The sequence below is a fragment of the Photorhabdus akhurstii genome, from assembly GCF_018448925.1.
Classification (GTDB): domain Bacteria; phylum Pseudomonadota; class Gammaproteobacteria; order Enterobacterales; family Enterobacteriaceae; genus Photorhabdus; species Photorhabdus akhurstii.
This window is the reverse complement of record NZ_RCWE01000001.1, coordinates 273851-297612: the sequence shown is the minus strand read 5'-3', so window position 1 is coordinate 297612 and position 23762 is coordinate 273851. Positions and strand designations below refer to the sequence as shown.

Genomic DNA, 23762 nt, shown 5'->3' with positions numbered 1-23762 from the left:
TGAGCCGTTACAATCCCCCCTTATGTGTTTTAATTTCTGAGAGGGAAGATGCACTTCTATTAGTCTCACTATCTTCCTTCAGGAAGACAATATGTATTAACAGGATTATTTTTTCGGAGGAATGTCACTAAAATAATTCAGTGCGCCAGTATCTACAGATCGGGCATCCAGTTTTTGTCAAGCAAGCGTGCCTTATAGAAAGATACTGTTGAAGATGGGGAGAAATTTATTTTATTTTTGTCCGTAATGTCAAAGTCGATAATATCGTCCACTTTTGTTGAAAAAATAAGATGAGTTCCCTCATGAAAATAGTTATCGTCAGTGGTAAACCATGGTGCTGCATGCGCAATAGTTAAAAAATTCTCCTGATCAATAAAACCAGAGACGGCTTTTATTCCACCTTTCTTCAGAATAACTTTTTTTTCTTTCGCGGTTTTTTCGAGTCCCTGAGATATTTTACTGTCAATTTCATAGAATGGCTTGAACTCATCAAGTGTGATTTTTCCGCTAGGAACATTATCTAACTTAGTGGAATCAAATAAAAAGCACCTTTCCCCTGTCGATAAGAAGTACATTCCCGATTTTTCACCATAAACCTGATACATATCATGAACTCCATCTTCCCAGTCGGCATTCTCGCTGCACTTGTTATAAACTTTACATCTTAAGTAGTAGTCACTTATATCATAGCTGGCCTCTTCAGTTAGTACAGGTTTTTTATCTTTCACCTGATAAGTGTATTTCTTGATAGTTGTGTAGCCACCTGCATAAAGTTTATGAGCATTTTCATCATAACTGAGAGCATGAGCATGAGCTAATTTGTACCACGGGACCTGCTCTTGTGGGATTTCAACATTGTTTCCCCCAGCGGGTAAGATGCCCAGCCATCCATATGAGTCCGCTATCACAACATTTCCATCAGGGAGTGAGTGTGCTGAATGTATGTTTGTTTGATAGCCTGTTATTTCCTTGTGAAATAACACTCTCTTCTCCTTTGAAAGTTCGAATATAATTACACCATTACTTGTCGTGGATAATATTGATTTTTTTCCGTTGTATAAGATGGGTTTTATTTCCGTCATATACTGAACGTTGGGTGATTCCCATACAACATCCTTATCAGTAAGCGTTAACTTTTCTCCACAAATATTGAGTTTATATATTTGTATTTTGTTTTTTTTCCTGTTCCCAACAAGAAGCGACATGTTATCCATATATTCTCCTAACCTCAGGTTTATTTCAGATAAACAATGGTATAAATCATACCATTCAGATTATTGACAAAGTGCTGGTCTTTTTATCCGGCACTTTTTTTAATTAAGTTCCGTTCACTAAACGGAGTATGTGTGGCGGTTAATTTCATTCCTTTTTTGACGGGTTGACCATCAATGTGGGTTATGCCACGACAAATTGTCCAGATACCACCAGCATCTTGATATACTGATAGCCAATTGCCTTCTTTCTCGTCTAAGAACTGTGACAATATAGCCGTAGCACTCGCCCCGGAGAGCGCAAGACCAATAACGGCAGCACTTAATTTAATCTTGGTCTTTATTATTTCTGCTCTCCCGCTTTAGCTGGAATTCTTTTCGCTTGTAATGCCAATTAATTGAAAAGGTTCCAACAGTACAGATAATGCCGATAATAAGTGCCCAGTCGTTCAATGACAGCGCTCCAAGCATAGCCGTTAGCATCCCCCAACAATAAGCTGACGGACTTGTGTATTTGTCCATGAGTTTCATATTTCCACCCCCGTTGGGGATTAAGACCCCGTTAAACGGGCGTGAAAAGAAAAAGGCCGCGAATAATCGCAGCCTAGAATGAGTTATTCGAAAAAACTGGAGTACTAAATTTGAACTATATAAATCACCGGATTTAGACTATGAGTCGATAGCGTGAGTACTACAAGGTCAAGTTGGGTAATTATATAGGGGTTAAATATTCTTCAAAACTAACCGAAATCTCCACCCTATATCACCCAGCATAAATACCGATGATAAGAACACCCACAAACATAAGCACTAACATATAAAAATTGTTGTGGTGATATCACTGTCCAGCAACTGATAACAAGAGAAAGTGCATACCATATTGACACCATAAAGATCTTCTCTAGCAAAACACGGTAATGCCCTGAGGCTTGCATTTTTTTCAACAACCTATTGCCAGACACGGATGCAAGTATCGATAAGCCTGTGATTAAAAATCCTAATAGTGTTGCAGATACTTGCGCAGCAACGGTTGCGGCTGAACGAATAGTAGCGTCATCAAGACCTATAAACCAACCTTTGTACCACGTAGTAATAGTGAGGGTAAATGCGATAAATATACATATTTTTATATAATATTTCATATCTCCCCTCCACGTTAGCAAAAACCGCCGTAAACCCTTACCCAGTGCGGGCGGGGATATCAGGCGAAAAGCCCAGAGGGCCTTAGGGCTAGCGACTCCGACGTCTCCTGACTGAATGGATATCTGCCGGTAAACCGCGATATCAATGCGGCGCTCAACATCCAGCGCAAGGGCATAACAGAATTACAGACGGCGGGACTCGTCGTTTCTGCCCACGGAGGCCAGCGCAAATCCGTCATAAAGACGGTGGCGGACTGAGAAGTGGGAAGCCTCGCCGTTTTTTACGGCGGGGAGCAGTCACTGAGTTATATCAAAGTTCTTTAAAGTAATTCTTGATACTAAAAAGAGAGAAGCAAAAACAATCATAAAAATGCTACTGCCTTGAACACCACAACTGTATACAAATACAGCATCACCTATAGAGCAGACTGAAAAGAAGATTTTACCTATCAATAAGAAAGGCCACGCCATGCGCGACCTGAAAACAATATCGCATTTAAATCGCATTTAAATCGCATTTTATTGACATAATACGATTAAAATCGTATTATCTAATCATCCCAAGCGGATAGGCTCTTTAACAAATGAGGAAACGATGGTTACGGTTCAATGGACGAGGAAGGCACGAAAACAGTTGCTTTCAATCGATACCAGATACCGGAAAGCTATCAATGAGAAGGTTAACCAGCTTGAAACTTTCCCCGCAGTGACGTTGGACATCAAGAAGCTTCATGACCTTGATAACCAATACAGACTACGGGTTGGTGAATACAGGATAATCTTCGAAATCACTGACGGCGAGCCGGTTATCTGCTCGATAATGGCAGTCAAACGGAGAACATCGACAACGTACTAGGCGGGGTAATAACCCGCCATTTCCTCATTATTAAATTCACCGCGACTCTTGGCCACTCGGATGAATACATGAAAATGCAATACATAAATGATGAAGCAGGAAAACCTCAATATGTTGTCCTGCCAGTAGCTGAATACGAAAAACTTCTCAGCACAAAGGAAGATTGGGAGGATGTGCCATACACTCCGTCAAAATATGATGATGTGACCGTGCCTAACGGCGTCGTGTCCATTATGGTTGATCAGGATGTTTCTATTCTGGCAGCCTGGCGCATCTATCGTGGGCTGTCTCAGCATGAGGTAGCTGAAAAACTCAACACAGCTCAATCAACCGTGTCTCAATGGGAGGCTTCGGATCGACCACAGAAGCGCACACGAGAAAAACTGGCTGCATTATACAACTGTACTCCAGAACAACTAATTCCGTAACCCAACGGCCCCGCTCAGGGGCCGTTTACTTTGGCTGAAAGACAAAAAGCCATGCTATGCACAGCCATCTAGTTGTAAACCTTGAGTTTGCTACTGGTAGAAATAAAAAAACCCGCTCATCGGCGGGCCTGAATGTTCGTTAGTGAGCATAGCTACAATTTCCCACTGTTTATAGACAATAAACCAATTGCGGACAAAATGCAAACTGTCTATATGTTTTTTATTGTGTCACTTTACTGAATTCGGATGCTGCTCTACTCTCCTCAATATCGCATTTCGCCACCAGCTTTTCATAGAATGGCTTCCAGTTCCTTCTCCATGTCCTTTCGTTTAAATCGGGCAGGAGAGCCTTAATTGCTGTATATGCCACTGAGGACGGTACGCGGCTATAACCGCGACCAGAACAACGCTCACAGATTTTAATTACTGGCGCGCCCGTCGCTTTCGTCGCTTCGTGATCAACGACTTTCCCGGTACCGTTACAACGACAACGGCTGGATACAATCCCTTTACCGTTACAAGGAGAGCAAAGTTCATCTACACGCTCAGTTTCTACCCGTTGCTCTATCACGTCCTTATACCCTGCGTACTTAATCACATCACGCTGAACTGATATCAACCCGCGTCCATTGCAATGTGTGCATGTGCTGGTTGTAGCGGCTGACCGGGAATATTCCTCAAAAGCCATTTTTGCCAAGATCACCAGGCATTTTCCTAACTGGCGCCCACCCGCTTTGGTAATAAGTTTGGGTACCTGACGTTTGGCATACAAAGTCAGTTGCTCAACGGTCCGTATGGTATCTTCATTGCTGACGCCGTGTTTACCCAAGAACGCCGCCATTCCAAATGCAGCCTTAGATTCGGCCATGCCTAATGCCGCCATCACATCAGTACCGGTGATCCGGTCTGTTGATGTACATTTCGGTGAACTATTGACGACCAGTCCTTTCGGGCTGAAATGTTTTAATGCTGATTCGAGTTTCATTATTCCACCCACTTCTTAAAAGATAGCTCACGTACTTCATCACCGTTAACAAGTACGTCATTGAAATCACCATAATCAGGCCAGCGAATACTGACCGTTTCTACATCATTTTTGGCAACGAGATTGCCCCTGGCACACTCAAACGCTGCTGCGTGCCCGGTCGCTGAATGCAGATCCATATCAGCGAAAATAATTAAGTGTTTAACCCCGCTCGGTACCCGGAATTTCCCCATGAATCCCGCGTTCATAGTTGGCCAGGTGTTGCAACCGTATATCTGTTTACATGACAAAGCCGTTTCTATGCCTTCAGTGATCCCTAATGTTGATGAAACTGGAAACATGCGGATAGCAACAGAGCCTGTGTGCTTTAAATAATCATCAGACTGTAGGGAATAGGTCTGTTTGGCGAGATCCATATTGGCTTTTTTGTCACCCTCTAATAACGTCCTGTGCAAGTAACAAAGCGCGCCTTTATCGTCCGTAGCCAGAGAATACATGGCCTGAAAAGCTTTCGTTCCCACGGGCTGATGATTGCAATACCTGACCTGCTCGACGGGTAAACAGTTAATCCCCCGGTTGCGCAAATAACTTTCGGCTGACGTTCCGCGCAGGTTCACCAGTGTGGAATACTTCCTAATCACCTTGTCACGAAGTAATGACCGGTCATCTTTATTGACAAAAGATTGAGCGCTTTCAGGCTGACGGAGATACATATTGCCAATAATTTCATCAACTTCTGCTGCCTGCGCTTTAAAATCCTTCTTCTGAGTCAGTGCAAGTAATTTCCAACCGTCACCAATATTACAGACGCAAATAAAGGTTCCGCGACCGCCTTTATCATCACAGCGATATTTTCCTTTCTGACCGCAAATCGGACACTTCCCTTTGTAATGCTTTTTCCCTGTAATGGGTGGCAAGTCGTAATATTCAAAAACTTTCGACCAATTGCCGATCACTGCATCCGTTGTTTTCATCAGTTATCTCCCTGCGGGGCTGAACTGAGTTGTTTTTCCTCCTGGCTTTTTATCCACGAAATCAGTTTCCATTTGATGAAATTGTTCACTTCCGGGGTGATCTCTACCGGATGGTCATTTAAACCATCGCGCCACTCACTGAACTTGCTTTTAAAAGTATGCGCACACCAGCCATCAGAGATAGGCTTGCCTTGGTTAGCTCGCTGGCGCTGGTAATACTTGATTTGGAACCACCAGCTTTGACGCTCTGCCTTGCTATAGACGCGATCCTTGCCGTTAAGCTCTTTCAGCCCTCGAGAACGATCCACTTCCACATCTTCACCACTCAGAGGCTTAAAACCACACTTAGGGCAAACATAAACACCTACCGGCTTCATAAAGTGACAACTGGGGCATTCCTTCGGTAGCTTTTCAGCTTTGTCGCTATCAATGCTGCGGGAGCTGTCTTTCATGCCGTCGCTTTTAGAGGGCAATGCGTCATACTCAATATCATCGGGATAGCCGAGTCGGTGAACACTTCCACTGTGATCGAATATCATGCAGGTTTCTTTGCCGGGGGCAGTACGTAATCCGCGGCCAAGACATTGCACCCATCGGATTTCTGACTTGGTAGGCCGGGCATAGATGATGCACCGGACATCACTGTCAAACCCCGCAATCAGCGTACCGACACTCACTAATATTTTTGTTACACCCTGCTCAAACCGATGGATGATGATCTGTCTTTCTTCCGGGGGTGTTTCAGCAATGATGACCTCAGCATTGACACCCGCTTTATTAAATTCGACCGTGATAAAATTGGCGTGGGCCACGTTGACGCAAAAGCAAATCGTTGGTTCATCGTTACCATTCTCCAGCCAGTTCCTGACGATATCGCCGACCAGCGTTGAATCACCCATAATCTCGGCTAGCTGGTCCTCTTTGTAATCCTGCCCAAAGTCATCACTGGAAGTCAGTTTTACGCCTTTCAGGTCCGGCTTGGCGGGGGCATAAAATTCATAAGTGCTGAGTTCGCCTTTAGCGATAAGCTCTTTCATCGTGGTGGGTTTCAAGAGCTGTTGATAGTAGTTTCCCAGAAACGGAGAAACTGTATTCGCCCTTCGTAATATACTTTCCGCTTCAAGATTTCGGTCTTCCTTTATCAGCGTGATAGCGACATCAACAAGTTGGTGAGTACCACATAAGGTTGCGAATAAGTCGGTATTAGTGACATAATCTCTTTGAGATGGAATGTTCATTATTTCATCTCCTTTGCAAGAACCGAATCAAACATGCTCGCCAAAGTATCGCTGTTCGGTTTCTTGCCCCTTTGATTTTCAGTTCTTTTTTCCACTCATTGATAATCCGCTTACTGTCCTCAGTGTGTTCACACGCAGGCATATCGTTGTATTGACGCTCATAGTTAATTTTGTGGAAATAGGGATTAATGATTACAGGCGCAACGATACCCACTGCGTGTTTGACATCTTCGTCAGTCGGTACACGGTCGAGGTATTTTTTAAAGATTAATTCTCCTGTATCCACCAGGTGGTCAGTGATTTTTTTCAGTTGCTTAACTGCGCGAAAAACCCCCTTCACGCTGTCGTTATTCGCTGACGGCATGGCTTCACCCTCGATCATCTCCCCGTCAATGAACAACGGAATACTGTCGATGAATGCCCCACGACTGAGGAATTTATTCACCTCGGCTGTCGTGATAATCGGATAGGCTTTAACTAACCCGAACAGCGTCACCGCCATTGGCTCGTCATGCCATGAACTTTTGCCTTTTCCGTTTCGGATGGCGGCAATCAATGCGTCCTGATGCTTGAGGCTCAACAGGTCATAATCACCAACTACGATGTAGTGGGTGCTCAGTGCTTCCAGATCCACCGGTTTTGCATGGCTGTTGTGGGGTTTGTGAGGTTTGTGTGTTTTCCGGGCTGGCGCGTTGGCCTTAACCATAGCAGCGGCCTCAGATTCTGACATGCCAGCAGCGACTAATTCAGCAACAGCTCGCGCAGGCTTCCGGCTCACGAGAGCACAATGTTTTTTGATAATCTTTTCTGCTTTTTCGTTTTTGATAATCATTCTCATTTGTCCTGAAAAAATAAGGGGGTACTTATTTAATACTTTTCCGTGCCTGCCACTTTTTTTGGCTTTTTACCCACTTTGATAATCATTCTCATTTGACTATTTTTCTCATGTTTAGCCCTAGTGATCCCACAGCCAGAAGACACAGCCTTTTCCGTACTGCCTGAGACCACTGCGATCATCCTGCTGCCTCAGATTGGGGCTGGTTCTCTGGCAGTGCTTTAAGCGGCTTCTCGGTATAACCCTGACTCACTCTTGCATATTTCCTGACAAACTCCCTTAACCAGATATTCGCATGACGCCGTGCCGTGTTATCTTTCCGATATGAAATTGGTTCCTCATCCCAAGCCGCTTGATAAACCTCGGCATACTTCACCGTGATTTTTGCCCGTGTAGCCGGATCAAGACTCAGTAACATCTCCTGTATTCACTTGCCGTCATCAAGAAAATATTGAGATGGCATTGATACTTGAGCGTAGGAATTAGGGAACATGGTCAATAATTTCCAGGTGGTGGGAATACCTTTGGCAGATCTGGGCGTAATTCGTGAGGCTGAACTTCGCCTTTTGTAAGGTCCACAATGTCAGGAACAGATGAGACAGAAACACGCTTCTTCCCATGCAACCAAGCGCTAACTAATGACTGTCTACACCCTAATGCATTGGCAAGTATCGTTTGATTACCCACAATTTTTATAGCCTTTTCTACCGCAAGATTTTTCATACTCCATCCTCTCGTTAACTCCATAGTGATATTAATATCACCAAAAAGATAAATCAATCACTATAGTGTTTTTGCAAAGATATCACTTTAGAGATAGAATTAACAAAACTTATTGAAGAGGTGGGTATGACATTCGCGAAAAGACTAAAAGAGGCAATGAGAAAGAAAGACTTCACACAGTCTTCTCTTGCCAAAGAAGTAGACATGGCTCAGTCCATGATATGGAAGTTAACCACAGGAAAAGCGCAAAGCACTACTAAAGTTGTTGAGTTGGCTAGAGTTCTCGGTGTGCGCCCAGAATGGCTTAGTGATGGCAGTGGTCCCATGCACCCAGATAACTCACCCACCTCAGTTGTGGTAAAGTGCACTAAATCGTTTCCTGTAAAAATCTATGATGCCGATAGTGATACAGGCGATACAATTATGATTCCGGGATTCTTTGAATCATCTGACGCGTACAGAGCGTATAGAATCACCCAAAATACTGGCTGCGCAGAAGCTCCAGAAGGTTCTTTAGTTGTAATCGATAGATCAGAAAAAGCAGCTAACAATGATTTGGTATATGCGCGCATAGGAGAAAACTACTCTGTATATCGTTTTGTACAAGGTGGTGCTTTCGGCTTTCTATCGGTTGATGACGCTAGGGTACCATTAACTCCTATCAGTCCTGATGTTGAATTAGTGGGTGTTATTGTATACCTGTTCCGCGATATGAAACGAAGACGATAATAACCCCGTTCAATTTCGATTGTTGTAGCATAAATCCCTGGGTGCGTTCGCAATAGGTCTGGCATTCCTTCCCCTTAAGATACTGTTTAGACGCACAGTATCTTGATTTTTAACTAAATCATTACAATTATCAAGATAAAAAAACATTTTTTGTTTTTTTAAAAATTCCTTTTATTTCAATATTATAAAATAAAAAATAACTTTTTATTACTATAGGTCTAGAATAACTAGAACTATAGTGATAGATTAAATACCACCAAGGTGATAGATTTAATCACCAGAAGAAACAGAAGTAGTTGAATGAGCAGGAACGACAATAAACACACCGAGGTATGATTATTATGTTCAAGAAGACTTTTATTTTTTCAGCAATAAAACGCTACAACATGGAGGTAGATCATGCGTAAACCAATTACTTTAGACGATGCAAAATACCGCTCAGGTTTGGCTTGTTCACTTTATGAAGTCATTACGAGTATGGCTGACAAAGAAAAATGTTCAGGCGAGTTGTGCGAACTAATTGCTCTTGTGTGTGATATTAACTATGAAGTCAATTGCTCCCTTGAATCCGCACTGGGAACAGACAAGCTTAATTTGGACTGAACTGATTTAAAGACGGCTCTGGCACCGACACTAATCAAATACCAGAGCCTGAACAGAATAAACACTTTGAGGCATGATTACTATGTTCAAAACAGATAATACCACAAAGACTTTTATTTTTGCAGTCACAAAACACGCAGATACTGAACAGCTCATTGTTAAAGTTAAATATGTGGCTGAAAGTTATCAGCAAGCCAAATATGCGTTATCTGAAATGCTATCAGGGTATTTCATTGTCTGGATGGGGCAAGTAAATGAGGTGAAGCATGCTTAATACAATATTATCTTCACCACAGACTACCAATATAACTCCAGCTAAAATTATCTGGGAAAGCTACATTGCACTCCATGATCAATTTGTAGCCGTGGTTAATAGCCAGCCAAATCTTGCTGATAATGATAATTTCTTTAATGAATTAGTTAAGCTTAAAAATATTTACGATAAATTTGATGCCTCATCGAAAAACAAAGGCAGACCGGACTGTCTTTTGCTCTTAGAAGTAATTAAACAGCTTGCCAGTTTAATTGACATTGCGAATATAGATGTAATAAATGAATCAACAAAAAAAGAGGATATTATGTTTGATTTAGAGACCTCTTTCTCAGGCGTGGAGATAAAAACAAAACAGATAGAAGTACTTCTCCAAATATGGCAAGAATCATATGGAAAAGAATGTGATGAATCTTATGCCATCGGTGCGTTACAAGATCTGGTTTTTGGGCTACTAAAAGAAACAGAAACGATGGAGACGCAGATAAAAACGATTAAAGGTCAAAAGAAACCTAAAATAGAAAATAATGAAATCAATATCAGTAAAATAAAACTTAAAGATTTATTAGATAAATCTGAACATCTTGAGGCATTAATGATACCTGTTAGTAAAGCTGTTACTGATGAGGCCAATACAGACACCGCAACATTAACAAATCTCGCTTCTAGTCTGGCAAGCGATATTGCACAAGAAATAAGAATACTGGAAGGAGCTTAAATGATGAAACTAGAAAAAATCGATTATTCCCGCTTTGATGACGATGATGGCGGTATTGATGATGCATTCAGCATACATACATTACCTGTCTATGTTGTTAGTCGTCATGGCCGTTCTTACAAGCGTCGGAGTCGTAGTAGTGCCATTAATAAGCTAGCGAATATTATGACGCAAAAAGTATTTAAACGGGCCGGACGCGAAACCAATTACCCAGCCCAGCCAATAATTGGTGAAAACAATGTAGTGAATTGGACAATAGGAGAATTACTACCTGAGTATATCTCATGTCAAAAGAGAGCGGTACGGCGAATAAGATTACTGCTTAAGCGTCGAAAAGAAATAGATGCACTACGCAAAAAATATATTAACGCTTTCTGTGAATATGAGCGATTAAGAAAAGAATTTATTAATGCTACCAAGTAGCTAATGAGATTAACCATGTTTAAGATAATCATCACAACCAAAAACTATCGCACAGGACGAGTAACAAAAGAAACCTTCCGCAACAAATATAAAACATATCGAGGAGCTGAAAAAGCTGCTCAAGGGATACGTCGGGTTTGTATGCCAGATAGCAAAACTATTATTGAAACAGTTGATGCTGAGGTCGTGGAAGTTAAACGTACTTAATTACATAGAGGGATAAATAATGTCAGAAAATAAAAAACACGTACACGCTGAATTAATGTTGCAATATGCACAAGATGCTTTGAGAACAGATAAGCCGTATGAGCTTTGGGAAATTTTTGATGCCGCAGATGGAACGTGGGAAGATATTTTTCATCATCCGCATTGGCATCCAGATTTTAAATATCGCCGCAAGCCTGAGATGATAATAGTCGGCAAAGTCAACTTTCCTAAACCTGTTGATTATGAGTTAAAGGAAGGTGACAAATATTATACAGCGACAACTTCAGAAAGAGGTGATATAAATTGGTTCACATGGTGTTCTGATAATATTGATTATTATTACTTAAATTCACGTCTTATTCACTTAACAGAAGAATCTGCTAAATAACATTGTGACGCATTAATTAAAATAAACAGGGGGGAGTTTTAAATGTAAAATATTGCCAATTATATAAGTTAGTTAAATTTTAACTACAGCTTGATTGCTGAGGACTCCTACACCCTATAAAAGGAGTAGATCTATGAGGAATCAAACATTAATTGAACGATACAGAAATCGTTTAATAGCAGCAAAACTCGATGCAATGTTAAAGAAGACCAATAGCTATTGTATCGCTGTTAGTCTTCATGATGGCTCTATGTGCACTGTTGAATTGTCGGAAGAGATATTAAAGAAAACTTTGCATGTATTTTTCGAATTTCCTGCTTATAACGAATATACACGATGTAAAGCGGATAATTATATTTTAAATAGTTACAGTGATTGTTTATCAAAACATGGTGATAGATTAACGGGTGAAGGAAATGATTTTATGCGTGCTCTTATTAAATTAATTTCAGAAAGAGCTAAACACGGCGGATTTTCACCAGAATATACCTTTCAGTAAATAAGGACTCCTAGTGAATATTACCCATTTTAATTTCTCACAAAGAGCTATTCAAAGTGAGCGTGAAGAAAAATATGAAACAGCGGCTATTTTTTGGAACAAAGTCGCTGAACACGCCAAACACCAAGTTAACCGTGAATGGGCTGAATATCGTGTTGAACTAAATTTAAAACGTCATTCATTACAAGGGCGCTATGAACAATGGCAGGAAGATTATAAACAGCGTCGCAAAAGAGAGAGAAGCGAAACAACTCGCTGATGCTCTAAAGGTCCACATTGATAAAGCGGAGGGGATGTAATGGCGAAAAGGAGAAGAAGTAAAACACAGCAAGGATTTGAAGGCATGACAATACCTCAGCTCCTTCAAATAAAAGAAGGGTCCACAGATGGGTATGTCAATTCCCAAAAGTTCATTGAATCTTATTCGACGCATAACGGAGACATATTAATGCCACTTAATCGCTCCATGCGCCGCCATGCCAAGAAAATGAAAATTGAAATTAAGGAAATGAAACAATGAAAGAATTAATCACCATCAATAAAACCCAAATGCCTGTCGTGGAATATCAAGGTCAGCGCATTGTGACGTTCTCAATGATTGATCAGGTTCACGAGCGACCAGATGGAACAGCTAAAGCCGCATTCAACAGAAACAATCAGCGCTTTGTGTGTGGAGTGGATTATCAAATCTTAGGTCAGGACGATATACGTACCAACCTCCCTGACGGGTTATTTTCCAAGTTCGCCCCCAACGGCATTGTGCTTTTTGAGTCTGGTTATCTGATGTTAACCAAGCCATTCAATGATGATATTGCGTGGCAGGTTCAACGTGAACTGGTCAACAACTATTTCCGTAAACCGCAAACGGTACTGAGCGAGACTGAAATGATTGCCAGGATCGCCAGTCATGCCGCCCAACAACAGCGCCAGATTAACCGCATTGATGAGAAGGTTGAACAGGTTCATGAAACCATTGAGCAAATCAAACACGGAGCTATTCCCGTAGGCTGGATTGGGTTCTCTCTGGCTGCGACTGAATCAGGATTAACCAATGCCAAATGCCGTACCTTGGCCGAACAGTACAACGTACCAACGGACAGCATCATCATCATGACACCAGACGGACAACCTCGCCCGATGAAAATCATATTTAAAGAGGACTTTATGAGCGCATTCCGTCTGATGATGGGTGAAGCTGAACAACGTAAATCCAAATGGTATCACCCAAAAATGGGGCTGTTCCAAGTTATCGGTTGGGAGGGTAGGTAATGAGCAAACATCACACTAAGCCAGCAGGGGTAATCATGGGCGCAATAAAGCAACACACTGAAACAGCATTTGATTACGGCAAGTATGGCGTCATTGTCATTACTGAGGCCGCGAACACCAAAGTCATGAGTTATGCGGAGGCATTGGTATCGTTGGACGCGGGTCAATATGACAATGATTTATTACTGGGCTTTGAATTGATAGTGGCTATTCTTCATGGCTGTAAAGCGGGCTTCTATGCACCAACCAGTGAACAGCGGTTAATGTTGTGGCGTTGGGTTGTGTCAGCCTCGTTTGTGCAAAAGCAAATAGACGGAAACAGCACTTGTGAAGTTGATAACGGCAAGGGAGGCACTGATACCGCAGCCATCTACGATAATGGTACAGCGGCAATCACGATATACCCATTAGCAGAGCGTATGATGTTAGCAACCCATATTGAGGGGATCGCCTTTGAGAAGTCCGGTAGCGAAGACGGGGCGGATATGGCGGTCAGAATGTACATGTCTTTTATCAATATACAACCAGAGATCGGCAATCGGCTATCTGATAAAGGGCGCGAAGGGCTTTCTATCTTGCACGATAAATTAATCAAAGCGGCAGAGGCTGGCGAGTTTAACACCATGCCGATTATTCATTGACAGGAGGCTCAGATGATAACGAAAAACTTTCATCTTAATGCGCTGGCAAACAATAGGAGTCATTGCGATGAAAATCGAATACTTAGACAAGGGTAACATTGCACAGATCGTCGTTGCCAGTTTCATCACTGAACGCCGCAAGCATAACCGTTGTGTCGATGCCGCCCTGTTAATGGTACCCGTTCGTGCTTCGTCTGTCGGTTTCCTATTAAGGAAAACTACTATCACTGGCAAAACAACGCACGTATTGCGGGCCTACAAAATCATTTGCAGGGAGAGCGAACAGTGACGGAAGAGCACAACCAGATAGCAGATACCGATGATGAACTGATCAGGACGACATTCCATATCGACGATGGCAGGGACTATACACAGCGGATCATCCGCCGCATGAAACGTAATTTTTATATCCACGAGGGCAAATGCCCTCCTCTGGCACCAGCGCCACAGGTAGTAAATGGAGAGCCGGGTACTGATATCGTTCAGTTACATTCTGGTGAATTTGTCGGCACTGGCGTTATGGTGAATTACTGCCCTTTTTGCGGACAAGATATAGATACCGTCAGTCACCAGAGGAAAAGTGATCATGAGCAATAATAAAATCACAATGGAAATAGATGAGCTTCTTGAAAATGAACAAGTATTAAATATCGTTTCCAAAAGCCTTGGATATTCAAAAGAGCAATTTATTAAAGAATTACACAAAGCTCAAGCCGATGGTCTCGACTATATCAAATTCGAGGCCGATAACACCGAGGAAAAAGCATGATCAATAACTCATTCCACTTAACCCAAGTAATAGCCTCGGCATGGGGTGATCCATCTGATATCACCGATGCTGTTTGGGATGCCGGTTACAGAAAAGCCGATAGAGCATCGGAAGAGATGGTATTACTGACACTTAAGGTCATCAAGAACTCTCATTACAGCGATATTGCATATGAGTATTGGCCCAAAGATTTAGAATCCGTACTTGCTGCTGAACTGAACTTCCTGATTGATGATCTTACCTGGAGCGATAAAACAACTCCGGCAACAGTGGCAAGGATAATTTTGGAGAACGGTTATATTAGAAAAGGGAGTGATGTATATGTCAAATAAGCTAATTAGATTAAATGAGGTTTTAAATAGAACGGGTTATAGCAAGTCATGGACTTATAAATTAATAGATAAAGGGGAGTTCCCTAAACCAGTTAAAATTGGTCCTCGTTCAATTGCCTTTATAGAGTGTGAAATCAATGAATGGATTGCGCAGCGTATTAATAAATCCCGCTGCTCAATTGAAGATAATGCGTAGTTAGTCATTTTTAAAGCGACTATTAATAATATCTTTCCCGTATTCTAGGGAATTCATAAAATCAGCGTACCATTGAAGCATCTCTCTGCGTCCATCCAGATAAAGGGCATGGTTATACGTGCCCCTGATGCTATTTTTATCAACATGAGCAAGCTGCAATTCTATCCATTCAGATGGGAAGCTATGCTCATGTAATATGGTGCTCATTGTGTGACGGAATCCATGTCCCGTAGCTCTACCGCCATACCCCATGCGTTTCATCATAACATTTATAGCCATTTCACTAATTGGCTTTTTATAATCCGTTCGGCTAGGGAATACATGTTGATAGTCACCACTAATTGGGTGCAACTGCTGGAACAAAGTCACTACTTGATCAGATAAAGGAATACAGTGCGGCCTGCGCATTTTCATTCTTTCGGCAGAAATTTCTACCATTCGCTTTTCTAAATCCACTTCGCTCCATTCCAGATTTCTTAATTCACCAGGGCGCAATCCTGTAAGAATCAAAATTCTCAATGCATGCCTAACTACTTGGCTGCTCATATGCTTATCAATGGACCTTAAAAATTCTGGGAGTTCATCGATTTTTAAGTGAGGATAATGCTCTCTTTTATGGGGGATAAACGCACTGGCAAGATCGGGGGCTGGATTATATTCAGCTCTACCTGTAATAACGGCGTATTTCCATACCTCACCACAACGCTGACGGACTTTTTTTAACTTCTCAGTTGCCCCGCGCTTTTCCATTCTTGAAAGAACATCCAATAATTCCAGTGGTTTTATGTCTGCTATTGGCCTGTCTCCAATATAAGGAAAGACATCATTTTCAAATGCACTCATCATGTCAGAGCGATACCCTGCCGACCATCTATCTTTGCGTTTTTCGTACCACTCGCGAGTGATTTTCTCAAAAGTATTTTCTGACGTGATGATATTTTCTCGTTTTTGCCGCTTTCTGGCTTCGGAAGGATTAATGCCACCAGCAACCATTGAGCGGCATTCTGCCGTTCTTCTTCTGGCTTCCGTTAAAGGTACCTCCGGGTAAGTACCTAAAGAGATCATCTTCTGCTTATCATCAAAACGATAGCGGAATCGCCACCCTTTAGAGCCGTTCGGTTCTACCAATAGTGAAAGCCCGTTTCCATCAGACAACGTGTAAGACTTTTCTTCCGGTTTGGCTTTCTTGATAGCCATGTCTGTTAGCTTCATCATCTCACCAATGTGTATAGGAAAATTTGTACAGGAAAAACTATACACAAAACTATACACAAATTCCTGTTGATTTTAAGAGATGCCAAGAGCCTTTAAGATACTTGTTTTTTCTATACTCTTTGATTTTATTGAAGAAAATAGACTTTAAGAGATGTTAGTAGAAGTGTAATTGGCGGAGGAGGAGAGATTCGAACTCTCGGATGGTTTCCCATCGGCGGTTTTCAAGACCGCTGCCTTAAGCCGCTCGGCCACCCCTCCGCAATGGCGTGCACTATAAACAGCACCGAGAAAGATGTAAAGTCTCCTTCTGTTCGATTGCCGTAAATTTACTCTTTTTCATGGTCGTTGGCTTATTTTATCCGCATATGTGCATCCTATCCTTGGGTACGGAAGTGATTTTTGCTAAATTACGGCTACTTTTCTTTGATGGTTATTAATGATTATGTTGGTATTCGAAGGTCAAGAAATCGAAACCGATGCGCAAGGTTATCTGAAAAACAGTAGTGACTGGCAGGAAGCAATAGCTTTACTCCTCGCCGAACAGGAAGAAATCACTTTGACTGAACAGCATTGGGAAGTCATTCTTTTTATCCGGGAATTTTATAAGGAGTTTAATACATCCCCGGCTGTCCGTATGTTAGTAAAAGCAATCGCACAAAAGTATGGCGAAGAAAAAGGCAACAGTCGCTATCTTTACCGCTTGTTTCCCAAAGGACCGGCAAAGCAGGCAACTAAAATTGCCGGGCTGCCGAAACCGGTAAAATGTATCTAATCAATAACCTAGCTCAGTGGCGGACGCTAAAATCTGCAACATCCTCCACTGCGCAGGTGTGAAAGGAAAGGTTATCTATTCGTGCTCCCGGTGGACCACCCTGCTCCAACCAATGGGTTAATTTATTTAGTTGTTCACTGTCACCATAAGCTACGATTTTGACACTGCCGTCATGCAAATTACAGACATAACCTGTCAGCCTATTAAATTTCGCCCAACGAAAAGTTTGATAGCGAAACCCAACTCCCTGAACCCGGCCATAAACATAAATTGTTATCCCAGATTTAATCATATTTACCCCTATCAACCCAATTACCTTGCGGTATCGCTCACATATATAGTTAAGCACACGACTGTTGGTTGTGTTTTATATTTACTACAGCTAACCTGAAATAGATGAAGTCACACTCACAATTAAAGCAAAAAAAGGCTTCAACCACCGGGTATGCTCTTGTAATTCACCTTACTGCCCTTATATCAATGTCAATGCAAGATCTTCTTTGGAGGTGACTATGATTATCGCCAGCAAATTCGGTATCGGCCAACAAGTACGTCACAAGCTTCTTGGTTATTTAGGAGTCATCGTGGATATTGATGTGGAATACTCTCTGGAACAACCCCAAGAGGATGACATTGCATCCAATGCTACCTTGCGTTCCGCTCCCTGGTATCACGTTGTGATGGAAGATGACAACGGTCAACCTGTACATACTTATTTGGCTGAAGCGCAATTAGCCTATGAAACATCTGATGAACATCCAGAGCAACCTTCTCTAGATGAACTAGCAGAATCTATCCGCAATCAGCTACTGGCCCCAAGGCTGCGCAACTAATCCCCCATTTATACCTAAACAACCTAAGGCAGTTATCGTGTTTTAAGCTGCCTGTACGGCAGTGCACACGCATTGTCACCGCCTGATGAGTGCCGAGCCTTTCTAAGCTGCCTGTACGGCAGTGCACACCGAAGGTACGCCGTGGTTTCAAAGCATATTTTTCTAAGCTGCCTGTACGGCAGTGCACTGATAGCCTCGGTGCTTCCGGTCTTCCTGCTTTTTCTAAGCTGCCTGTACGGCAGTGCACATTCACAATCTAAATAAGCCATTGTCATTCTATTTCTAAGCTGCCTGTACGGCAGTGCACTCTGATGCTCAGACATAATTAATTTAAACTTGTTTCTAAGCTGCCTGTACGGCAGTGCACTATCGTACTCTGGAATACAACGGCTACGTGCATTTCTAAGCTGCCTGTACGGGCAGTGCACATATTGGAAACCTGAACTGAGAGGTATCAATATTTCTAAGCTGCCTGTACGGCAGTGCACTATATGTCAATTAATGACCAAAATGAAAGTTTTTTCTAAGCTGCCTGTACGGCAGTGCACACGCTCAGTCAGAACAATGCAGAGTTAAATCATTTCTAAGCTGCCTGTACGGCAGTGCACGGTCGTGTAGTTAATGCCTGTGGAATCACTAATTTCTAAGCTGCCTGTACGGAAGTGCACAGATTTTGTATGGCAATAGTTGTTTAGATGAATTTCTAAGCTGCCTGTACGGCAGTGCACTAGCTAACGATGAGAACTCAGAGGTACAAGTATTTCTAAGCTGCCTGTACGGCAGTGCACTATCAATTAAAGCACCGGTAGATAATGGAATTTTTCTAAGCTGCCTGTACGGCAGTGCACTTTAATGTCATTAATGACAAAAGCAACATTAGTTTCTAAGCTGCCTGTACGGCAGTGCACATTCGGTGTTATTGGCAATATGCAAGGCAAATTTTCTAAGCTGCCTGTACGGCAGTGCACCTTCATTACGTTGAGCGATAATTTGTTGCTGTTTTCTAAGCTGCCTGTACGGCAGTGCACGGGTAATAATACCTTATGTGACAATAGCCATCTTTCTAAGCTGCCTGTACGGCAGTGCACTATGGAATTAGTTGTAATGCGGAGGAATCACTTTTCTAAGCTGCCTGTACGGCAGTGCACGCTGTAAGTCCGGACTAACTACCCAACGTTTATTTCTAAGCTGCCTGTACGGCAGTGCACAAATCAGTCTGTTATTTTTCTGTTGCCGTAGCTTTCTAAGCTGCCTGTACGGCAGTGCACTAGGACATTAGCATAGCTGAATTGATCCACTTTTTCTAAGCTGCCTGTACGGCAGTGCACAAAGAATGGCTTCTGATACTTTGGTTAGCGAATTTCTAAGCTGCCTGTACGGCAGTGCACCAAGCGCGGCAAGCGGGCTGTCACAGCGACAATTTCTAAGCTGCCTGTACGGCAGTGCACACTCTAAATATTGCTTTACGACTGGGGTTCCATTTCTAAGCTGCCTGTACGGCAGTGCACATTATCATTTTCAACTCGTGCATTGTCGGTTTTTTCTAAGCTGCCTGTACGGCAGTGCACAGTTTCATTCTCACTCGTACCTATCCGCGTCATTTCTAAGCTGCCTGTACGGCAGTGCACTGGTCTAAAAAGTAAACCACGGCGTATATTATTTTCTAAGCTGCCTGTACGGCAGTGCACGTAAAAGAGCATTAGGAGTCGCTCGGTCTTCTTTTCTAAGCTGCCTGTACGGCAGTGCACAAGAATGCAAATGCTAAACGTTCCTCTATCTTTTTCTAAGCTGCCTGTACGGCAGTGCACTGTTACATATTAACCTTAAGTTGCTGACTGTTAAAGAATATAGTGATAAAAAATGAAAAAACCCTTTTTTTAGGCGATATTTAATTTTTCTTTTAAATCAATAGGTTATTTTTTAATGATAAAAAAGGGTCAAAACTGGGGCATAGCAAAAGCGCCATATCTTATAGCAATAAAAGTGTAGATTCTGGCAAAATTTAGCCACCACAAAAACAACCAAATGTTCCTTAATACATTGTAATAACTGCAAAAATAGATTTTATAAGATGTCTAGAAAAGTAAACTCAATATCCAACTTAAGCATTATTTTGAACACTCGGAACCCGGGCACCATTCCTCATCCAACGCCTTAAGTTTGTATTAGATATTGGTGCCAGGCTCCCTTCGTCCATTGATTAGAAACTAAGTAACTACAAACTGAAAAATATTATTTTTCGAGTCCCAATCTTGGAATTTCAATTTTTGGGCAGCGATCCATAACAACTTCCAGACCTGCTTCCTCTGCTAATACTTTTGCTTGCTCATTAATAACACCAAGTTGCAACCAGAGCACTTTTGCTTTGATATCTATAGCTTCTTGCGCAATGTCATATGCAACTTCCGCATTACGAAATACATCAACTATATCAACAGGTTGTGGAATATCTGCCAGTTGTGCATACACTCGTTGCCCAAGCAATGTTTGTCCGGCAAGCTTCGGGCTGACAGGGATCACCTGATAGCCTTGTTCCAGTAAATAAGCCATAACTTTATAACTTGGACGCGTAGTTTTTTCACTTGCTCCTACCAGAGCGATAATTTTTACTCGTTTTAGTATGTCTGCAATTTGCTGGTCACTCATTTACTTCTCCTCAAAATTCGGTGTTTTACTTTGTTTATTTATTACGATGCATATGATAAACATTGTTATCAATTGAGCTAACTACGTTCGAAAACACAATAACGATTACTAAAAGGCATTCTCATGGAATTGACAACTCGCACAATGGCAACCGCTAAAAATATAGCGCTTATTGCACATGACCACTGTAAAATTTCGCTATTAACCTGGTCCAAAAAACATAAGAATTTACTCAAGAAACACCATTTATACGCTACCGGCACAACCGGTAATCTGATTCAGAACGAAACCGGATTACCCGTTACCAATATGCTTAGTGGCCCAATGGGTGGAGATCAACAAATTGGTTCTCTAATCTCAGAAGGGAAAATTGATGTGTTGATATTTTTCTGGGACCCGCTTAATTCCGTACCTCATGATCCTGATGTAAAAGCACTGCTACGCCTTGCTACAGTATGGAATATCCCCGTAGCAACCAATCTGGCGTCTGCGGATTTTATTGTTAGTTCTCCTCTGTTTTCTGAATCAGTAAGTATTCAAGTGCCTGATTATCAAAATTATTTAAATGAACGTCTGAAATAAGTCTTTGCAACATATACCTACAACTACACGTTTTCTCCAAGTCAGATACTAGGAAAAAACAAGAGTGAGATTTCCAGCAAAGGTATCCCATGATAGCCCTGAATATTTCAGCCAAAGCAAAACCTCAAGGTTTACGTTGAACAGGCACATTTAGTCGCTCTAATTGGCACACAAACACCGATGGATTCTTCTTATCCTGCATCAACCACACCTGCTTCTTCGCCCGTGTTAATGCAACATACAAAAGGCGACGCTCTTCCGCATCTGGAAAATCTTCCGGCGGCGGCAATAAAACCCGCTCCATCACAGATTCCCTTGCCGGTGCAGGAAAACCATCTTTCCCCTGATGCAAGCCAAGAATAATGACATAATCCGCTTGTCGTCCTTTGGAAGCATGAATAGTCATAAACTCTATTTTCAATTTAGGCCAGCGAGTTGCTGCTTTTTTCAGTAATTCAGGTTTCAAATAGTGATAACGTGCTAGTAATAAAATCGTTTCCTGCTCAGTGACATAGCCACTCATTTTATTCAATAAAGATTCAAGCTGATCTTCTGGCAGAATGACAATTGATTTTTTATTACCCTTAATCAAACTATTTAGTGGCTTACTTAATTGATTTGGGTTTTGTTGCACAAACTCGTTTGCAACCTCACCAATCCTATCATTAAACCGATAAGAGATATCCAATACACATTCAGCATCTTTACCAAAATAATCAGCAAATACGGTAGTCAACATCAGTTCCGCACCACTGAAACGATATATTGCTTGCCAATCATCCCCTACGGCAAGCAGACAGCTTTGGCTGTTTTGTGCTCGCAATGCAGCGAGCAATTTGGCCCCTAATGGTGAAATATCCTGAAACTCATCCACCAGAATATGCTTCCACGGGCTGATAAACCGCCCTTTATCCAGAATATTCATCGCCTGATGGATTAACCCTGAGTAATCAACAGCACCTTCTGTTTTTAATTCAGATTTCCACGCTTTTAATAAAGGCCCCATCAGGCGAATACATTTTTGAAACCGATCCAGATACTCTTCCTGAGCTTGCTCTATCATCGCCTTCTGGCTACCACCATGTATACGCATCAAACCCAACCAACGCTCAAGCCGGTCTGACAAACGGTTAGCAAGTTGTTCATCGTGCCAAAATTCACCTTCCGGCACTTCCCATTTCAACTCTTCCGTCAGACATTCTCGCCAACCTTTGGCTTGCGCTTTCTTTTCACTGCATTGTTGTTGCCAGTGTTTAATCAAAAAATCTCTTCTTTTTTGCTCATCAGTTTCCAGCTCGCTGATTTTGGGTACTTTATTACTTCCTTGCTGAATGATATGCAACGCCAGATCATGAAACGTTTTTACTTTAATATCATTCACACCAAGACGGATATGAATCCGTTCATTCATCTCACTTACAGCCTGATTATCAAACGCTAACAATAATATCTGTTCGGGAATCACCTGTTGGCGAAGTAATAACCAACCCGCTCTCGCAACTAACACCGATGTTTTTCCACTCCCTGCGCCAGCAAGAACCAGAATTGAATTTTCACCGTTAACAACAGACAAACTCTGAGAAAGATTTAACGGAGATGTTTCTACCCGCTGAAAAAAGTCACGATGTTGCTCCAACATACGTTCTGTCCATTGCAGATTCATCTTTTCAACAAGCTTCTCGCCATTCTCAAGCCAGCTCAAACATGTTTGATACCCTTCCCTGCAATTATCAAATTGTTCCAGACGTTGTAACGGCAATGGTAAAGCCTGAAACGCTGCCTGAATCCGCTGTTGCAACTGGAATAAATCCGTTTTTTTAAACCAGCGATTCTGTTGGTCAATTCTGTTGATTTCACTAACCTGAGTTGCCAGCACATTAGCACTAATATCACTCATTTCCTGGCTCCATTTCTGCCATTCACCAAGCAGATAATGGTAAAAACGCTGAGTTTGCTGCCATTCAGTGCCATGAAGACGAACTGCTTGTCTATTGGGCAGTTCAAACTCTAACTCCCCCCAGACAATACCTCGTTTACACTGAATATTAATTAGCTGGTTAAATGGGATAAGGTATTGATGCTTTTCACCACTGACTTCAATACCCGCATTCAGCAAACGCACCCGATTATAAGGATGCTGAGCAAGACGTTGGCCAATTTGTGTTGCTTTAAGTTCCATTATTGAGCGCCATACCTAAAAAATAGTTGAATTATGTCTTATAAGCGTTTTTTATCACTAATAAACCTTTTATCATAATGTTACTTATGACCGTTATT

General features: G+C 41.9%; 35 protein-coding genes, 1 tRNA gene, 2 pseudogenes and 2 CRISPR repeat arrays. Of the genes and pseudogenes, 23 read left to right on the top strand and 15 right to left on the bottom strand.

Annotated features, from left to right (window positions below; genetic code table 11):
- Window positions 1–152: 152 nt before the first annotated feature.
- The 4 genes and pseudogenes from EAE93_RS01355 to EAE93_RS01345 all read right to left on the bottom strand — a co-directional run bounded on the left by EAE93_RS01355 (window position 153) and on the right by EAE93_RS01345 (window position 2353).
- Entirely contained in the window at window positions 153–1214 is a 1062-nt protein-coding gene (locus EAE93_RS01355) for a DUF6528 family protein (RefSeq protein WP_214038917.1), read from the bottom strand.
- A 134-nt stretch (window positions 1215–1348) separates the two neighbouring features.
- Window positions 1349–1558: pseudogene (locus EAE93_RS24255) on the bottom strand (glycoside hydrolase family protein); the annotation flags it as partial.
- The gene (locus EAE93_RS01350; protein ID WP_036807224.1) at window positions 1539–1742 is read right to left on the bottom strand and encodes a phage holin family protein; all 204 of its coding nucleotides are present in this window, start codon (window positions 1740–1742) and stop codon (window positions 1539–1541) included. The pseudogene EAE93_RS24255 and the gene EAE93_RS01350, both read right to left, overlap by 20 nt.
- Window positions 1743–1969: 227 nt before the next feature.
- Window positions 1970–2353, bottom strand: a complete 384-nt coding sequence (locus EAE93_RS01345) for a hypothetical protein (RefSeq protein WP_036807221.1) — start codon at window positions 2351–2353, stop codon at window positions 1970–1972.
- 132 nt (window positions 2354–2485) lie between these two features.
- Between EAE93_RS01345 and EAE93_RS01340 the strand changes: the two are divergent.
- The 3 genes and pseudogenes from EAE93_RS01340 to EAE93_RS01330 form a co-directional block, all read left to right on the top strand.
- A pseudogene (locus EAE93_RS01340) lies at window positions 2486–2611 on the top strand (RNA-guided endonuclease TnpB family protein); the annotation flags it as partial.
- A gap of 337 nt (window positions 2612–2948) precedes the next feature.
- The gene (locus tag EAE93_RS01335) at window positions 2949–3209 is read left to right on the top strand and encodes a type II toxin-antitoxin system RelE family toxin (RefSeq protein WP_036807218.1); all 261 of its coding nucleotides are present in this window, start codon (window positions 2949–2951) and stop codon (window positions 3207–3209) included.
- Between the two features lie 68 nt (window positions 3210–3277).
- Entirely contained in the window at window positions 3278–3637 is a 360-nt protein-coding gene (locus EAE93_RS01330) for a helix-turn-helix domain-containing protein (protein WP_046396441.1), read from the top strand.
- A gap of 220 nt (window positions 3638–3857) precedes the next feature.
- On the opposite strand, the gene EAE93_RS01325 is transcribed toward EAE93_RS01330, so the two are convergent.
- From EAE93_RS01325 to EAE93_RS01300, 6 genes are all read right to left on the bottom strand, one after another.
- Window positions 3858–4622, bottom strand: coding sequence for an antitermination protein Q (locus EAE93_RS01325; RefSeq protein WP_110087043.1), 765 nt, complete (start codon window positions 4620–4622; stop codon window positions 3858–3860).
- On the bottom strand, window positions 4622–5596 hold the full coding sequence (locus EAE93_RS01320; protein ID WP_105397266.1) for a DUF7146 domain-containing protein: 975 nt from the start codon (window positions 5594–5596) through the stop codon (window positions 4622–4624). The genes EAE93_RS01325 and EAE93_RS01320 overlap by 1 nt, the downstream gene beginning before the upstream one ends.
- Complete coding sequence (locus EAE93_RS01315) at window positions 5596–6834, bottom strand: DEAD/DEAH box helicase (protein WP_214038916.1); 1239 nt, start codon at window positions 6832–6834, stop codon at window positions 5596–5598. Before EAE93_RS01315 ends, EAE93_RS01320 begins: the two co-directional genes overlap by 1 nt.
- 4 nt (window positions 6835–6838) lie before the next feature.
- Complete coding sequence (locus tag EAE93_RS01310; RefSeq protein ID WP_250150835.1) at window positions 6839–7666, bottom strand: hypothetical protein; 828 nt, start codon at window positions 7664–7666, stop codon at window positions 6839–6841.
- A 181-nt stretch (window positions 7667–7847) separates the two neighbouring features.
- On the bottom strand, window positions 7848–8087 hold the full coding sequence (locus EAE93_RS01305) for a hypothetical protein (RefSeq protein ID WP_044467096.1): 240 nt from the start codon (window positions 8085–8087) through the stop codon (window positions 7848–7850).
- Window positions 8088–8164: 77 nt separating this feature from the next.
- A complete protein-coding gene (locus EAE93_RS01300) occupies window positions 8165–8392 on the bottom strand; it encodes a helix-turn-helix domain-containing protein (RefSeq protein WP_036807203.1) in 228 nt (75 codons plus the stop codon).
- A 126-nt stretch (window positions 8393–8518) separates the two neighbouring features.
- Between EAE93_RS01300 and EAE93_RS01295 the strand changes: the two genes are divergently transcribed.
- From EAE93_RS01295 to EAE93_RS01215, 17 genes are all read left to right on the top strand, one after another.
- Window positions 8519–9121, top strand: a complete 603-nt coding sequence (locus tag EAE93_RS01295) for a helix-turn-helix domain-containing protein (protein ID WP_036807200.1) — start codon at window positions 8519–8521, stop codon at window positions 9119–9121.
- 399 nt (window positions 9122–9520) lie between these two features.
- The gene (locus EAE93_RS01290; protein ID WP_036807197.1) at window positions 9521–9724 is read left to right on the top strand and encodes a hypothetical protein; all 204 of its coding nucleotides are present in this window, start codon (window positions 9521–9523) and stop codon (window positions 9722–9724) included.
- A gap of 82 nt (window positions 9725–9806) precedes the next feature.
- Window positions 9807–9998: a hypothetical protein gene (locus EAE93_RS01285; protein ID WP_036807194.1), complete on the top strand. Its 192-nt coding sequence runs from the start codon at window positions 9807–9809 to the stop codon at window positions 9996–9998.
- On the top strand, window positions 9991–10713 hold the full coding sequence (locus EAE93_RS01280; RefSeq protein ID WP_040150849.1) for a hypothetical protein: 723 nt from the start codon (window positions 9991–9993) through the stop codon (window positions 10711–10713). Before EAE93_RS01285 ends, EAE93_RS01280 begins: the two co-directional genes overlap by 8 nt.
- A complete protein-coding gene (locus EAE93_RS01275) occupies window positions 10714–11136 on the top strand; it encodes a hypothetical protein (RefSeq protein ID WP_052105719.1) in 423 nt (140 codons plus the stop codon).
- A 15-nt stretch (window positions 11137–11151) separates the two neighbouring features.
- The gene (locus EAE93_RS01270) at window positions 11152–11343 is read left to right on the top strand and encodes a hypothetical protein (RefSeq protein ID WP_052105718.1); all 192 of its coding nucleotides are present in this window, start codon (window positions 11152–11154) and stop codon (window positions 11341–11343) included.
- Window positions 11344–11362: 19 nt separating this feature from the next.
- Window positions 11363–11731 carry a hypothetical protein gene (locus EAE93_RS01265; RefSeq protein WP_046393844.1) on the top strand — a complete coding sequence of 123 codons (369 nt, stop codon included), beginning with the start codon at window positions 11363–11365 and terminating at the stop codon, window positions 11729–11731.
- A 133-nt stretch (window positions 11732–11864) separates the two neighbouring features.
- A complete protein-coding gene (locus EAE93_RS01260) occupies window positions 11865–12230 on the top strand; it encodes a hypothetical protein (protein ID WP_044467095.1) in 366 nt (121 codons plus the stop codon).
- 13 nt (window positions 12231–12243) lie between these two features.
- Window positions 12244–12489 (top strand): ANR family transcriptional regulator, encoded by a 246-nt coding sequence (locus EAE93_RS01255; protein ID WP_036807182.1) that lies wholly within the window; start codon window positions 12244–12246, stop codon window positions 12487–12489.
- Window positions 12490–12528: 39 nt separating this feature from the next.
- A complete protein-coding gene (locus tag EAE93_RS01250) occupies window positions 12529–12750 on the top strand; it encodes a hypothetical protein (protein WP_040150845.1) in 222 nt (73 codons plus the stop codon).
- Window positions 12747–13499: an ORF6N domain-containing protein gene (locus EAE93_RS01245; protein WP_040150843.1), complete on the top strand. Its 753-nt coding sequence runs from the start codon at window positions 12747–12749 to the stop codon at window positions 13497–13499. Before EAE93_RS01250 ends, EAE93_RS01245 begins: the two co-directional genes overlap by 4 nt.
- Window positions 13499–14140, top strand: coding sequence for a hypothetical protein (locus EAE93_RS01240; protein ID WP_214038915.1), 642 nt, complete (start codon window positions 13499–13501; stop codon window positions 14138–14140). Before EAE93_RS01245 ends, EAE93_RS01240 begins: the two co-directional genes overlap by 1 nt.
- 67 nt (window positions 14141–14207) lie before the next feature.
- The gene (locus tag EAE93_RS01235) at window positions 14208–14429 is read left to right on the top strand and encodes a hypothetical protein (RefSeq protein ID WP_036807767.1); all 222 of its coding nucleotides are present in this window, start codon (window positions 14208–14210) and stop codon (window positions 14427–14429) included.
- On the top strand, window positions 14426–14737 hold the full coding sequence (locus EAE93_RS01230; protein ID WP_214038914.1) for a hypothetical protein: 312 nt from the start codon (window positions 14426–14428) through the stop codon (window positions 14735–14737). Before EAE93_RS01235 ends, EAE93_RS01230 begins: the two co-directional genes overlap by 4 nt.
- Window positions 14727–14909, top strand: a complete 183-nt coding sequence (locus EAE93_RS01225) for a hypothetical protein (RefSeq protein WP_214038913.1) — start codon at window positions 14727–14729, stop codon at window positions 14907–14909. The genes EAE93_RS01230 and EAE93_RS01225 overlap by 11 nt, the downstream gene beginning before the upstream one ends.
- Complete coding sequence (locus EAE93_RS01220) at window positions 14906–15241, top strand: hypothetical protein (protein WP_036807166.1); 336 nt, start codon at window positions 14906–14908, stop codon at window positions 15239–15241. Before EAE93_RS01225 ends, EAE93_RS01220 begins: the two co-directional genes overlap by 4 nt.
- The gene (locus EAE93_RS01215; protein WP_036807163.1) at window positions 15231–15437 is read left to right on the top strand and encodes a helix-turn-helix transcriptional regulator; all 207 of its coding nucleotides are present in this window, start codon (window positions 15231–15233) and stop codon (window positions 15435–15437) included. Before EAE93_RS01220 ends, EAE93_RS01215 begins: the two co-directional genes overlap by 11 nt.
- Here the strand turns inward: EAE93_RS01215 and EAE93_RS01210 are convergent, their stop codons facing one another.
- Window positions 15438–16649: a tyrosine-type recombinase/integrase gene (locus EAE93_RS01210; protein ID WP_046396449.1), complete on the bottom strand. Its 1212-nt coding sequence runs from the start codon at window positions 16647–16649 to the stop codon at window positions 15438–15440.
- Window positions 16650–16822: 173 nt separating this feature from the next.
- Window positions 16823–16910: transfer RNA gene (locus EAE93_RS01205), tRNA-Ser, on the bottom strand.
- Between the two features lie 184 nt (window positions 16911–17094).
- On the opposite strand from EAE93_RS01205, the gene tusE reads away from it, so the two are divergent.
- The gene (gene tusE, locus EAE93_RS01200; protein ID WP_036807764.1) at window positions 17095–17424 is read left to right on the top strand and encodes a sulfurtransferase TusE; all 330 of its coding nucleotides are present in this window, start codon (window positions 17095–17097) and stop codon (window positions 17422–17424) included.
- Between the two features lie 13 nt (window positions 17425–17437).
- Here tusE and yccX read toward each other — a convergent pair whose 3' ends face one another.
- Window positions 17438–17716, bottom strand: a complete 279-nt coding sequence (gene yccX, locus EAE93_RS01195; protein WP_036807158.1) for an acylphosphatase — start codon at window positions 17714–17716, stop codon at window positions 17438–17440.
- 220 nt (window positions 17717–17936) lie between these two features.
- Between yccX and hspQ the strand changes: the two genes are divergently transcribed.
- Complete coding sequence (gene hspQ / locus EAE93_RS01190; RefSeq protein WP_036807155.1) at window positions 17937–18257, top strand: heat shock protein HspQ; 321 nt, start codon at window positions 17937–17939, stop codon at window positions 18255–18257.
- Window positions 18258–18296: 39 nt separating this feature from the next.
- A CRISPR array of direct repeats spans window positions 18297–18624; the repeat unit is 28 nt; unit sequence TTTCTAAGCTGCCTGTACGGCAGTGCAC.
- Window positions 18625–18716: 92 nt separating this feature from the next.
- A CRISPR array of direct repeats spans window positions 18717–20065; the repeat unit is 28 nt; unit sequence TTTCTAAGCTGCCTGTACGGCAGTGCAC.
- 424 nt (window positions 20066–20489) lie between these two features.
- On the opposite strand, the gene EAE93_RS01185 is transcribed toward hspQ, so the two are convergent.
- Window positions 20490–20903, bottom strand: coding sequence for a CoA-binding protein (locus tag EAE93_RS01185; RefSeq protein WP_214038912.1), 414 nt, complete (start codon window positions 20901–20903; stop codon window positions 20490–20492).
- Window positions 20904–21026: 123 nt separating this feature from the next.
- On the opposite strand from EAE93_RS01185, the gene EAE93_RS01180 reads away from it, so the two are divergent.
- Entirely contained in the window at window positions 21027–21485 is a 459-nt protein-coding gene (locus tag EAE93_RS01180; RefSeq protein ID WP_036778843.1) for a methylglyoxal synthase, read from the top strand.
- 124 nt (window positions 21486–21609) lie between these two features.
- On the opposite strand, the gene helD is transcribed toward EAE93_RS01180, so the two are convergent.
- Window positions 21610–23664 carry a DNA helicase IV gene (gene helD / locus EAE93_RS01175; protein ID WP_214038911.1) on the bottom strand — a complete coding sequence of 685 codons (2055 nt, stop codon included), beginning with the start codon at window positions 23662–23664 and terminating at the stop codon, window positions 21610–21612.
- Window positions 23665–23762: the final 98 nt, after the last annotated feature.

What these genes read in the sequence shown, in the direction of transcription:
- EAE93_RS01355 (WP_214038917.1), bottom strand. Translation starts at nt 1,214, where the DNA reads ATGGATAACATGTCGCTTCTTGTTGGGAACAGGAAAAAAAACAAAATA.
- EAE93_RS01350 (WP_036807224.1), bottom strand. Translation starts at nt 1,742, where the DNA reads ATGAAACTCATGGACAAATACACAAGTCCGTCAGCTTATTGTTGGGGG.
- EAE93_RS01345 (WP_036807221.1), bottom strand. Translation starts at nt 2,353, where the DNA reads ATGAAATATTATATAAAAATATGTATATTTATCGCATTTACCCTCACT.
- EAE93_RS01335 (WP_036807218.1), top strand. Translation starts at nt 2,949, where the DNA reads ATGGTTACGGTTCAATGGACGAGGAAGGCACGAAAACAGTTGCTTTCA.
- EAE93_RS01330 (WP_046396441.1), top strand. Translation starts at nt 3,278, where the DNA reads ATGAAAATGCAATACATAAATGATGAAGCAGGAAAACCTCAATATGTT.
- EAE93_RS01325 (WP_110087043.1), bottom strand. Translation starts at nt 4,622, where the DNA reads ATGAAACTCGAATCAGCATTAAAACATTTCAGCCCGAAAGGACTGGTC.
- EAE93_RS01320 (WP_105397266.1), bottom strand. Translation starts at nt 5,596, where the DNA reads ATGAAAACAACGGATGCAGTGATCGGCAATTGGTCGAAAGTTTTTGAA.
- EAE93_RS01315 (WP_214038916.1), bottom strand. Translation starts at nt 6,834, where the DNA reads ATGAACATTCCATCTCAAAGAGATTATGTCACTAATACCGACTTATTC.
- EAE93_RS01310 (WP_250150835.1), bottom strand. Translation starts at nt 7,666, where the DNA reads ATGATTATCAAAAACGAAAAAGCAGAAAAGATTATCAAAAAACATTGT.
- EAE93_RS01305 (WP_044467096.1), bottom strand. Translation starts at nt 8,087, where the DNA reads ATGTTACTGAGTCTTGATCCGGCTACACGGGCAAAAATCACGGTGAAG.
- EAE93_RS01300 (WP_036807203.1), bottom strand. Translation starts at nt 8,392, where the DNA reads ATGAAAAATCTTGCGGTAGAAAAGGCTATAAAAATTGTGGGTAATCAA.
- EAE93_RS01295 (WP_036807200.1), top strand. Translation starts at nt 8,519, where the DNA reads ATGACATTCGCGAAAAGACTAAAAGAGGCAATGAGAAAGAAAGACTTC.
- EAE93_RS01290 (WP_036807197.1), top strand. Translation starts at nt 9,521, where the DNA reads ATGCGTAAACCAATTACTTTAGACGATGCAAAATACCGCTCAGGTTTG.
- EAE93_RS01285 (WP_036807194.1), top strand. Translation starts at nt 9,807, where the DNA reads ATGTTCAAAACAGATAATACCACAAAGACTTTTATTTTTGCAGTCACA.
- EAE93_RS01280 (WP_040150849.1), top strand. Translation starts at nt 9,991, where the DNA reads ATGCTTAATACAATATTATCTTCACCACAGACTACCAATATAACTCCA.
- EAE93_RS01275 (WP_052105719.1), top strand. Translation starts at nt 10,714, where the DNA reads ATGATGAAACTAGAAAAAATCGATTATTCCCGCTTTGATGACGATGAT.
- EAE93_RS01270 (WP_052105718.1), top strand. Translation starts at nt 11,152, where the DNA reads ATGTTTAAGATAATCATCACAACCAAAAACTATCGCACAGGACGAGTA.
- EAE93_RS01265 (WP_046393844.1), top strand. Translation starts at nt 11,363, where the DNA reads ATGTCAGAAAATAAAAAACACGTACACGCTGAATTAATGTTGCAATAT.
- EAE93_RS01260 (WP_044467095.1), top strand. Translation starts at nt 11,865, where the DNA reads ATGAGGAATCAAACATTAATTGAACGATACAGAAATCGTTTAATAGCA.
- EAE93_RS01250 (WP_040150845.1), top strand. Translation starts at nt 12,529, where the DNA reads ATGGCGAAAAGGAGAAGAAGTAAAACACAGCAAGGATTTGAAGGCATG.
- EAE93_RS01245 (WP_040150843.1), top strand. Translation starts at nt 12,747, where the DNA reads ATGAAAGAATTAATCACCATCAATAAAACCCAAATGCCTGTCGTGGAA.
- EAE93_RS01240 (WP_214038915.1), top strand. Translation starts at nt 13,499, where the DNA reads ATGAGCAAACATCACACTAAGCCAGCAGGGGTAATCATGGGCGCAATA.
- EAE93_RS01235 (WP_036807767.1), top strand. Translation starts at nt 14,208, where the DNA reads ATGAAAATCGAATACTTAGACAAGGGTAACATTGCACAGATCGTCGTT.
- EAE93_RS01225 (WP_214038913.1), top strand. Translation starts at nt 14,727, where the DNA reads ATGAGCAATAATAAAATCACAATGGAAATAGATGAGCTTCTTGAAAAT.
- EAE93_RS01220 (WP_036807166.1), top strand. Translation starts at nt 14,906, where the DNA reads ATGATCAATAACTCATTCCACTTAACCCAAGTAATAGCCTCGGCATGG.
- EAE93_RS01215 (WP_036807163.1), top strand. Translation starts at nt 15,231, where the DNA reads ATGTCAAATAAGCTAATTAGATTAAATGAGGTTTTAAATAGAACGGGT.
- EAE93_RS01210 (WP_046396449.1), bottom strand. Translation starts at nt 16,649, where the DNA reads ATGAAGCTAACAGACATGGCTATCAAGAAAGCCAAACCGGAAGAAAAG.
- tusE (WP_036807764.1), top strand. Translation starts at nt 17,095, where the DNA reads ATGTTGGTATTCGAAGGTCAAGAAATCGAAACCGATGCGCAAGGTTAT.
- yccX (WP_036807158.1), bottom strand. Translation starts at nt 17,716, where the DNA reads ATGATTAAATCTGGGATAACAATTTATGTTTATGGCCGGGTTCAGGGA.
- hspQ (WP_036807155.1), top strand. Translation starts at nt 17,937, where the DNA reads ATGATTATCGCCAGCAAATTCGGTATCGGCCAACAAGTACGTCACAAG.
- EAE93_RS01185 (WP_214038912.1), bottom strand. Translation starts at nt 20,903, where the DNA reads ATGAGTGACCAGCAAATTGCAGACATACTAAAACGAGTAAAAATTATC.
- EAE93_RS01180 (WP_036778843.1), top strand. Translation starts at nt 21,027, where the DNA reads ATGGAATTGACAACTCGCACAATGGCAACCGCTAAAAATATAGCGCTT.
- helD (WP_214038911.1), bottom strand. Translation starts at nt 23,664, where the DNA reads ATGGAACTTAAAGCAACACAAATTGGCCAACGTCTTGCTCAGCATCCT.